Source organism: Variovorax paradoxus (genome assembly GCF_000834655.1).
Lineage (GTDB): Bacteria > Pseudomonadota > Gammaproteobacteria > Burkholderiales > Burkholderiaceae_C > Variovorax > Variovorax paradoxus_F.
This window is the reverse complement of record NZ_JXQQ01000016.1, coordinates 66244-73551: the sequence shown is the minus strand read 5'-3', so window position 1 is coordinate 73551 and position 7308 is coordinate 66244. Positions and strand designations below refer to the sequence as shown.

Annotated in this window: 7 protein-coding genes; 4 read left to right on the top strand and 3 right to left on the bottom strand. The window is 58.4% G+C overall.

What is annotated here, in order from left to right; genetic code table 11:
• A partial coding sequence (locus tag RT97_RS33605) for a hypothetical protein (protein ID WP_216595162.1) occupies positions 1–228 on the bottom strand: 228 nt, incomplete at its 3' end.
• 513 nt (positions 229–741) lie between these two features.
• On the opposite strand from RT97_RS33605, the gene RT97_RS32435 reads away from it, so the two are divergent.
• Together RT97_RS32435 and RT97_RS33090 are read left to right on the top strand one after the other, a co-directional pair.
• Entirely contained in the window at positions 742–2163 is a 1422-nt protein-coding gene (locus RT97_RS32435) for an AAA family ATPase (RefSeq protein ID WP_080898231.1), read from the top strand.
• Positions 2160–3080: a hypothetical protein gene (locus RT97_RS33090; RefSeq protein ID WP_155403767.1), complete on the top strand. Its 921-nt coding sequence runs from the start codon at positions 2160–2162 to the stop codon at positions 3078–3080. The genes RT97_RS32435 and RT97_RS33090 overlap by 4 nt, the downstream gene beginning before the upstream one ends.
• 404 nt (positions 3081–3484) lie before the next feature.
• Here RT97_RS33090 and RT97_RS08330 read toward each other — a convergent pair whose 3' ends face one another.
• A complete protein-coding gene (locus tag RT97_RS08330; protein WP_042578312.1) occupies positions 3485–4306 on the bottom strand; it encodes a helix-turn-helix transcriptional regulator in 822 nt (273 codons plus the stop codon).
• Positions 4307–4406: 100 nt separating this feature from the next.
• Between RT97_RS08330 and RT97_RS08325 the strand changes: the two genes are divergently transcribed.
• A complete protein-coding gene (locus RT97_RS08325; protein WP_042578311.1) occupies positions 4407–5303 on the top strand; it encodes an SDR family oxidoreductase in 897 nt (298 codons plus the stop codon).
• A gap of 40 nt (positions 5304–5343) precedes the next feature.
• Here the strand turns inward: RT97_RS08325 and RT97_RS08320 are convergent, their stop codons facing one another.
• Complete coding sequence (locus RT97_RS08320; protein ID WP_042578310.1) at positions 5344–6180, bottom strand: oxidoreductase; 837 nt, start codon at positions 6178–6180, stop codon at positions 5344–5346.
• Positions 6181–6304: 124 nt separating this feature from the next.
• Here RT97_RS08320 and RT97_RS08315 point away from each other — a divergent pair, with 124 nt between their 5' ends.
• The gene (locus RT97_RS08315) at positions 6305–7279 is read left to right on the top strand and encodes an AraC family transcriptional regulator (protein WP_042578309.1); all 975 of its coding nucleotides are present in this window, start codon (positions 6305–6307) and stop codon (positions 7277–7279) included.
• Positions 7280–7308 lie beyond the last annotated feature (29 nt).

Here is a 7308-nt window from a genome sequence, read left to right as displayed (position 1 = left end):
TTGCTCGACCGCACCGCTCAAGATAATTGACGCTGGCCGCTCAAAGTAGTTGACGCCGGGCACCAAGGACCACCATTCAGCCTCATGTAGCGCAAGGCAGGCTACTGCGGAGGCCATGAGCGATGCGTGAAGGTATTGCTCCGCGATTGCGTTGATGTCGGCAGCGAGCGCGGCTGTGTTGAGACATAGGTCGAAGGCCATAATTTTCCCGAGTTGTGCCGCGGTCAAAGTGTCGCGGATGAGAAATCATCGGGGAGTTTTTTAGGGGCCACCATGAGAGGAACTACGCCTGGAAATTCAATGTGATATCGTCCAATTTGTTAGCGTGCAATCTAATTCTCTCGCTTCCGAATCCTTCTCGCATTCAAGACCAGTTGATATCTTGAAACTGTCGCCCGGCCTCTGTGGAGCATCCAGCGCACGTTTGAACAAATTAGTAGCTCTCCACAGGGCTAACGTCCGCTCTGACTGCGCTGCAGTTGGAAAGTGCGTAAGGATCGGAGGAGGAAGCGCCAACTGCACCACACTCTTTTCGCCGCTTGTCAAGATGGATTCCGTCTACTAGGCCACGCGCTTTAAGAGGCCATCTACAGAAAAACGCACTTGACATCTCTCTGAGCCTCGCTCTGTCCCGCTTCCACGGCCGCTCGCACACTCGGCGCTAACACCTAGCTGTGTATTGTTTCGTAACGGATAACATCCCTGCATAGCGTCTGAAGCGCACATAAAACGGAACCCGCTATGGAAAACCCAACAATCGCGTGCGTTGAGATCGACGGACTGCACGATCAATTCAACGTTCGACTGCAATTCAACCCAAGATTAAATGTGCTGTATGGGAAAAACGGTAGAGGCAAGACAACGCTCTTGCACGTACTTGCAAACGTATTAGAACTTGATTTCGAACGATTTGCGCATCTGAATTTTCGCCGAATTCAAGTCACCACTCATGCCGGGCAAACCGTAGAAATTCATAAAATCGGCTCAGATCCTGCAACAATTTTGACATTGAATGGTCAAGTAATTGGGGGTGGCGGGTCTGCGCCCGACTTAGACGCGAGTGCGAAAGCGACGCTGCGAGCGGCGCTAGGCGGGAGGCCCGTTTATTTGCCAGCGTTTCGAGCAATTCTTGAGCGAGTGAGAGCGGAGTCGTTTGCTGATTCAGGCCGGGAGTTGGGCTACGAGCGAATTCGCCTAGAAGAACGTCAAGCTCTAAAAGAGGTCAGCACAGATCGCAGGGTTCTTGGGATTTATGGTCCTTCAAGATCAGACCCAACTGCAATGACCGCGCGTAAAACAATGCAATGCCGAGAATGGTTTGGCCCGTTTGTTCCTGTTATTCGCTATCCCTCGATCCTAGAGGTTACAGATCGTTTAAGCACGGAACATCGTGACGCCATGCTGGAAACCGGTATGCAAGAACGACGAATGCTGTCTGAAATGTTTGTTGAAGTTTTCAAGGCTCTACTGTCGAACGAGGAAGTACCTACTGAAAGTGAGGTCGACACTCTTATGCAGAGCGTCCAATCCGCGCTTGAGACAGAAGAAAAAAGCGAGGAATATGAGTTCTACACAGACAGGATTGGGAGTCGTCTTGCACAGGAACTTGGACTTGTCAAATTGCGGGGCACACATCAAGGAGGGGATGCCGAAAGGCGGGTATTAAAGCTTTACGCCCAGATGCTCGAGCGAAGGAATATGGAAAGAAAGTCGGCATTCTTTCGAGTTAGGCAATTTGAAACGGCCGTTAATAAATTCCTCGATAATAAAGTCTTGAGGGTTTCCGAAGATAATCGGGCAAGCAGCAGCGGAGGTGTTTTTGTTCAAACAGCCGAACAGCGAAAATATCCACTGAGCTCACTTTCGTCTGGTGAGCGCCAAGTCCTGACAATGCTTTTTTCCGCAACTCGAATGGCCACAGCGACCGGCATCTTTTTAATAGACGAGCCCGAACTTTCGCTTCACATCGATTGGCAGAGAATTATCCTAAGTGAATTGATGGCTCAAGCACAGGACCGCCAAATCATCGCTTGCACCCATTCTCCAGAGGTTGGTGCCGACCACAGAGAAGCACTGCAGCGATTTTCACCTACACCGTTTCAGCGGATGCTGCCGGACCAAGCCCAAGACACGGGTTTCTCCTCGTTAGACGACACCCTATGACTGCATATTCGATAAATGGCTATGGAGTGGCCGTAAGCCTTCGATCATCTAAAACGATTCTCGTCGAAGGCGTTTCTGACAAGCGTTTGCTCTCACGCCTAATGCTTCAACGGCAGCTTACTGGAAATGTTGCAATGAACTGCTGCCTCGACGAAGTTGCAATTGTGTCTGATGATCCGATGCTCGCCGGCTTAGGAGCCAAGCAGAAAATTCAAATAATTGCCAACATGGTCGGCGATCAAGAAGGCCAATTCAACTGGCTTGTTGATCGGGAATGGGACGGTGTGGATTTAGAGGCTGAGCCCATGTCAACGCCGCTGGTCGAACCCATGCCTTGGGGAAAGAAGACAAAAGGGCATTCAATCGAAAACTATTGGTTTCGATCACATGTCCTGGTCGACTATTTAAAGATGTTCTATGGAGACCAATTACCGGCAGCATATTTTTTAAATCTTCATGATCGATTTAAATCGATGCTTCAACTCGCCGCAGCTTTTTCCTTTGCCGCAAAGCGGCTGGCAATAATTGGACGCTGTCAGGGCGCAATTACATCAGGCGACGCAGAATGGAATGGGCATAACTACCTTCTAAAGTCAACAATTAATACGACATTGCTGCTGCGCAATGTGCCCACAGACGTCGCAGCAGAATCCAATTCAGAGCTTCAAGGAAGCCGCCTTCAGACTGCGCCCATCGATGCGTTGCAGTGGCTCTGTCACGGACATTTGGGCGAAGAGGTTGTGCGATCCTGCGCGGCAAATCTTGCGGCGGAAATGGGTGCCCAAGCGGCAACCGTAGAGGCCATTGAACGCGGTTCCCGTGCTGAGAAGTTCGCACACCATTCCAACTCTGTGGTGGAGCTGGAGCAATGCCAAATTGAACCTTTATGGGATCTTGTCGCTTGGGCTGAAGCATAACTTTCGCGCACCCGGTATTGGACAAAGCTCGGCTTTCCTAGTCTTCGGGATGCTAAGATTATTCTCGGCTGTGCAACCAAACTGTAGAACCCAGTCATGCCGTCCCTCTCCATAAGTCCTTGATTTACTTGGGATTTTCTACTACAAGGGCGGCGGTAAGGCTCGTCAACCTAACATCAGAATGCCGCGAGTTCTCAATGACTCGCGCGCCGCAAGGGGCTACGAGCCCCGTTCCGTCGAACCCAACTGCAGAACCTCGCGCAGCCATGAACTTGGAAAAGTCATGGCACGCATCCGCACGGGTTTGCAGTGCAAGGCACGCGATGGAAATTGCACTGGCTCCCGGGCCGACGTACCACGCTCTGGATACATCGACGCTGCCGCAGCGCGGTTGCAATGCCTCCTCATGAATCCGGAAGCAACCTCTGAACACGCGACGCATCTTCCGGCGAAGCCGGATTGAAAACCACCATCCCCAGTTCAGGCCGCCCTTCCACCGCGAAGGTAGAGAACTCCAGGTTCACGATGCCGGCGACGGGATGGTGCAGGCGCTTGACGCCTTCGCTCATCGCCACGACTTCGTTGTCGGCCCAGAGGGCCTTGAATTCGGCGCTCTTCTCCGACAACTCGGCAACGAGCCTTGACACCTCCTCGTTGGAGCCCGATCGGGTGACGTCCGCGCGGAACGCGCCCACGACCACGCGCGCCACCTTGGCCCAGTCATCCTGCGCCTGCCGCACTTGGGAGGAGGAAAAGAGAAGACGCAGGATGTTCCGATTTTCCGGCGCGAGCTTGCTGTAGTCGGTCAGCAGCGCCGCGGCGACGCGGTTCCATGCGACCACGTCCCAGGTCATGGTCTTGACGATGGCTGCGCTGAGCGGAAATGCGTCGAGCACCCGCTGCAGGCGCGACGTGATGCCCTCGACCGGGCGATAGCGAACTTCGGGCAGCCGGCCCAGCGCCAGCATGAACAGATGCTCGCGTTCGAGCTCTGTCAGCAAGAGGCTTTCCGCCAGCCGATTGAGCACGCCCGCCGAGGGCGCGCCGCCACGCCCCTGTTCCAGCCACGTGTACCAGGTCGGGCTGATGCTCGCGCGCTGGGCGACCTCCTCGCGCCGCAAACCCGGTGTGCGGCGCCGCGCGGCGGAGATGCCGAAGGCGGCCGGGTCCAGGCGGGTGCGTCGGCTGCGCAGGTAGCTGCCGAGCAGCGCGAAGTCGGGGGCCATTTGCGGAAGGTGGTAGGTTTTATAACAGGATGATCTAACGTCTTTACCAGTCTAAATCGTCACGCTCCAATGGGCCACCAACCCTAAGAGAGAGCTCGACATGCGTGTGTTTCTTACCGGCGCGACCGGTTTCATTGGCTCCCGTGTAACGCGGCAACTGCTGCAGAACGGGCATCAGGTGCTGGGCCTTTGCCGCTCGGAAGCAGGCGCCCGCTGGCTGACCGAAGCGGGGGCCGAGGTGCATCGGGGCACGCTCGAAGACCCGCAAAGCCTTGCGGCAGGTGCGGCCGCCGCGGATGCCGTCATCCATACCGCGTTCGACCACGACTTCTCGAAGTTCGTGGAGAACACCCGAAAAGACAGTCGCGTCATCCATGCCATGGGCGAAGCGCTCGTGGGCAGCGCCAAGCCCTTCATCATCACTTCGGGCACCGGCATGGGCAGCGCGGGGCCGGGTACCGTTGCGGTCGAGGACGTGGTGGATCTCGACAATCCGAACCCTCGCGTCGCCTCGGAGATCGCCGCGGCCGAGCTGCGGGCCAGGAAGGTATCGGTCGCCGTGATTCGTTTGCCGCAGGTGCACGACACCGTCAAGCAGGGCTTGATCTCGCCGCTGATCGAACTGGCCAGGGCAAAGGGCGTTTTCGCCTACGTGGGCGAGGGCCTGAACCGCTGGCCCGCCGCGCACGTGGAAGACGTGGCGCTGCTCTATCGCCTGGCACTGGACCAGCACGCCCCCGGGGCCTGCTGGCATGCGGTGGCCGAAGAAGGCATCCGCATGCGCGACGTGGCCGAGGTCATCGCGCACGGCATGGGCATTCCCGCGAGGTCATTGACCCGGGACGAAGCAGCCGCGCATTTCGGGTGGCTGGCCATGTTCGCCGAGCTGGACATGCCCGCCTCTTCCAGGGTGACCCGCGACCGGTTGGGCTGGGCCCCCAACGGTCCGGGCTTGTTGGCAGACCTCGGCCAAGCCGACTACGGTGCCATGAGCTAGACCGTTGCGCGTCGATTGATGAAGACCGACGGCCGCACCGTCAAGCCACATCGGTCGATCGCGTCAGCGCTTCATGGCTCGTCAGGCTCGCCTGCATGGCGTCCAGTTTTGCGCGGACCAGCCCGAGCGCGTCGCTGCCGAGCAGCAGGTGCTGCGGAGGCTGCGGCATGTCCACCAGGGCGAGGATCGCCGCCGCGGCCTTGCCCGGATCGCCCAGCTGCTTGCCGCTCTTGTCCACGCGCGATTGCCGGATCGGATCGAAGAGGCTGTCGTAGTCGCCGATGGAACGGGCGCTGCGAACCATCGAGCGGCCCGCCCAGTCTGTCCTGAAAGAACCCGGGGCAACCGCCGTGACCGCGATGCCGAAGCCCTTCACTTCCTGGGCCAGCGTCTCGGAGATCCCTTCCAGCGCGAACTTGCTGCCGCAGTAATAGCTGATGCCGGGCATCGTGATGTATCCCCCCATCGAGGTGATGTTGACGATGTGGCCGCGCCGGCGTTGGCGCATGAACGGCAGGAATGCTTTCATCACCGCGACCGCGCCGAAGACGTTGACGTCGAACTGGCGGCGCATTTCATCCAGCGACGATTCTTCGAGGATGCCCTCGTGGCCGTACCCCGCGTTGTTGATCACGACGTCCACCGGCCCATGCTCGGCTTCGATGGCAGCGGCCAGCGGTGCGACGGCGTCGAACTGCGTCACGTCGAGCAGCTTCATATGCGCCTGCTGGCCGGTTTGTGCTTTGGATTCCGCTGCCGCCTGCGCGCTTCGCACCGTCCCGACGACGCGATGGCCTGCGTGCAACGCGGCGTTGGCGATGGCGCGACCGAAGCCGCTGCTGACTCCAGTGATGAAGAATGTTCTGGTGTTTTTCATGCATCGATTCTCGGAATCGAAGGCGCCGCAAGCCAGTCCGGATGCGATGTTTTGTTTGCCTATTCCTATGAGCAACTCCCGGTTTGCGCTCATCTTGAGTCCGATTTGATGCACAGTTCGCTGAATGAAGAAATTGCGCGCATCGCCCCCCGATCATGCTGCCGGCGCCTCCAAGGAGCGCCAGGCCCGCATGGTGGCGCTCCTGAAGCGGCTCGCGCCGCAAGAGGGCTACACGCTGACGGCGCTGCCGGACGTGCGCTTTCTTCGCTCCGATCGCCCATTGGCATCGACCCCGGTGCTCTATGAACCCGGGATCGTCGTGGTCTGCCAGGGCCGCAAGCGCGGGCTCTGGGCGAATGAGGTCTACCTCTACGACGCGCAGCACTACCTCGCGGTGTCCGTGCCGGTGCCGTTCACCATGGAAACCGACGCGAGCGCAGACGAGCCTTTGCTCGCGATCTACTTCAGCCTCGATCTCACCGTCCTCGCCAGTCTTGCCTTGCAGGTCGATGAACTCATCGAGAGTCCGCCGACCGCACCGGCCGGCATGTTCTCGACACCGATGGACGATGCGTTGGCGCAGACCGTCCTTCGGTTCCTAGAGGCGATGAGTTCACCGGTGGAAGCGGTGTTGCTCGGGCCGGCGCTCGTGCGAGAAATCTATTTCCGCGTGCTCATCGGCGAGCAAGGTGCATCGATGCGCGCGGCGCTCGCCGGCCGGGGCCAGTTCGGAAAAATCGCCAAGGCCGTGCGGCGCATCCACACGACGTTCAGCGAGCGCCTCACCGTCGATCGCCTGGCGCGCGAGGCGGGCATGAGCGTTCCCACCTTCCACGCCCACTTTCGCGCCATCACACAAAGTTCCCCGATGCAGTACCTCAAGTCGGTACGCCTTCATCAGGCGCGCCTGCTGATGTTGCGAAACGAGAAGACGGCGTCCGCCGCGAGCATCGAGGTGGGGTATGAAAGCGCGTCGCAGTTCAGTCGCGAGTTCAAGCGCTTCTTCGGGCTCAGCCCTAGCGAGGAGATCGTTCGCCTGAAGTCGAGCTTCGCAATGCCGCCCTTGCCGGGCAAGCAGGTGTGGGTCACGTCGCATTGAGCGACGCAAGCCCTCTGGCAAGCAATCCG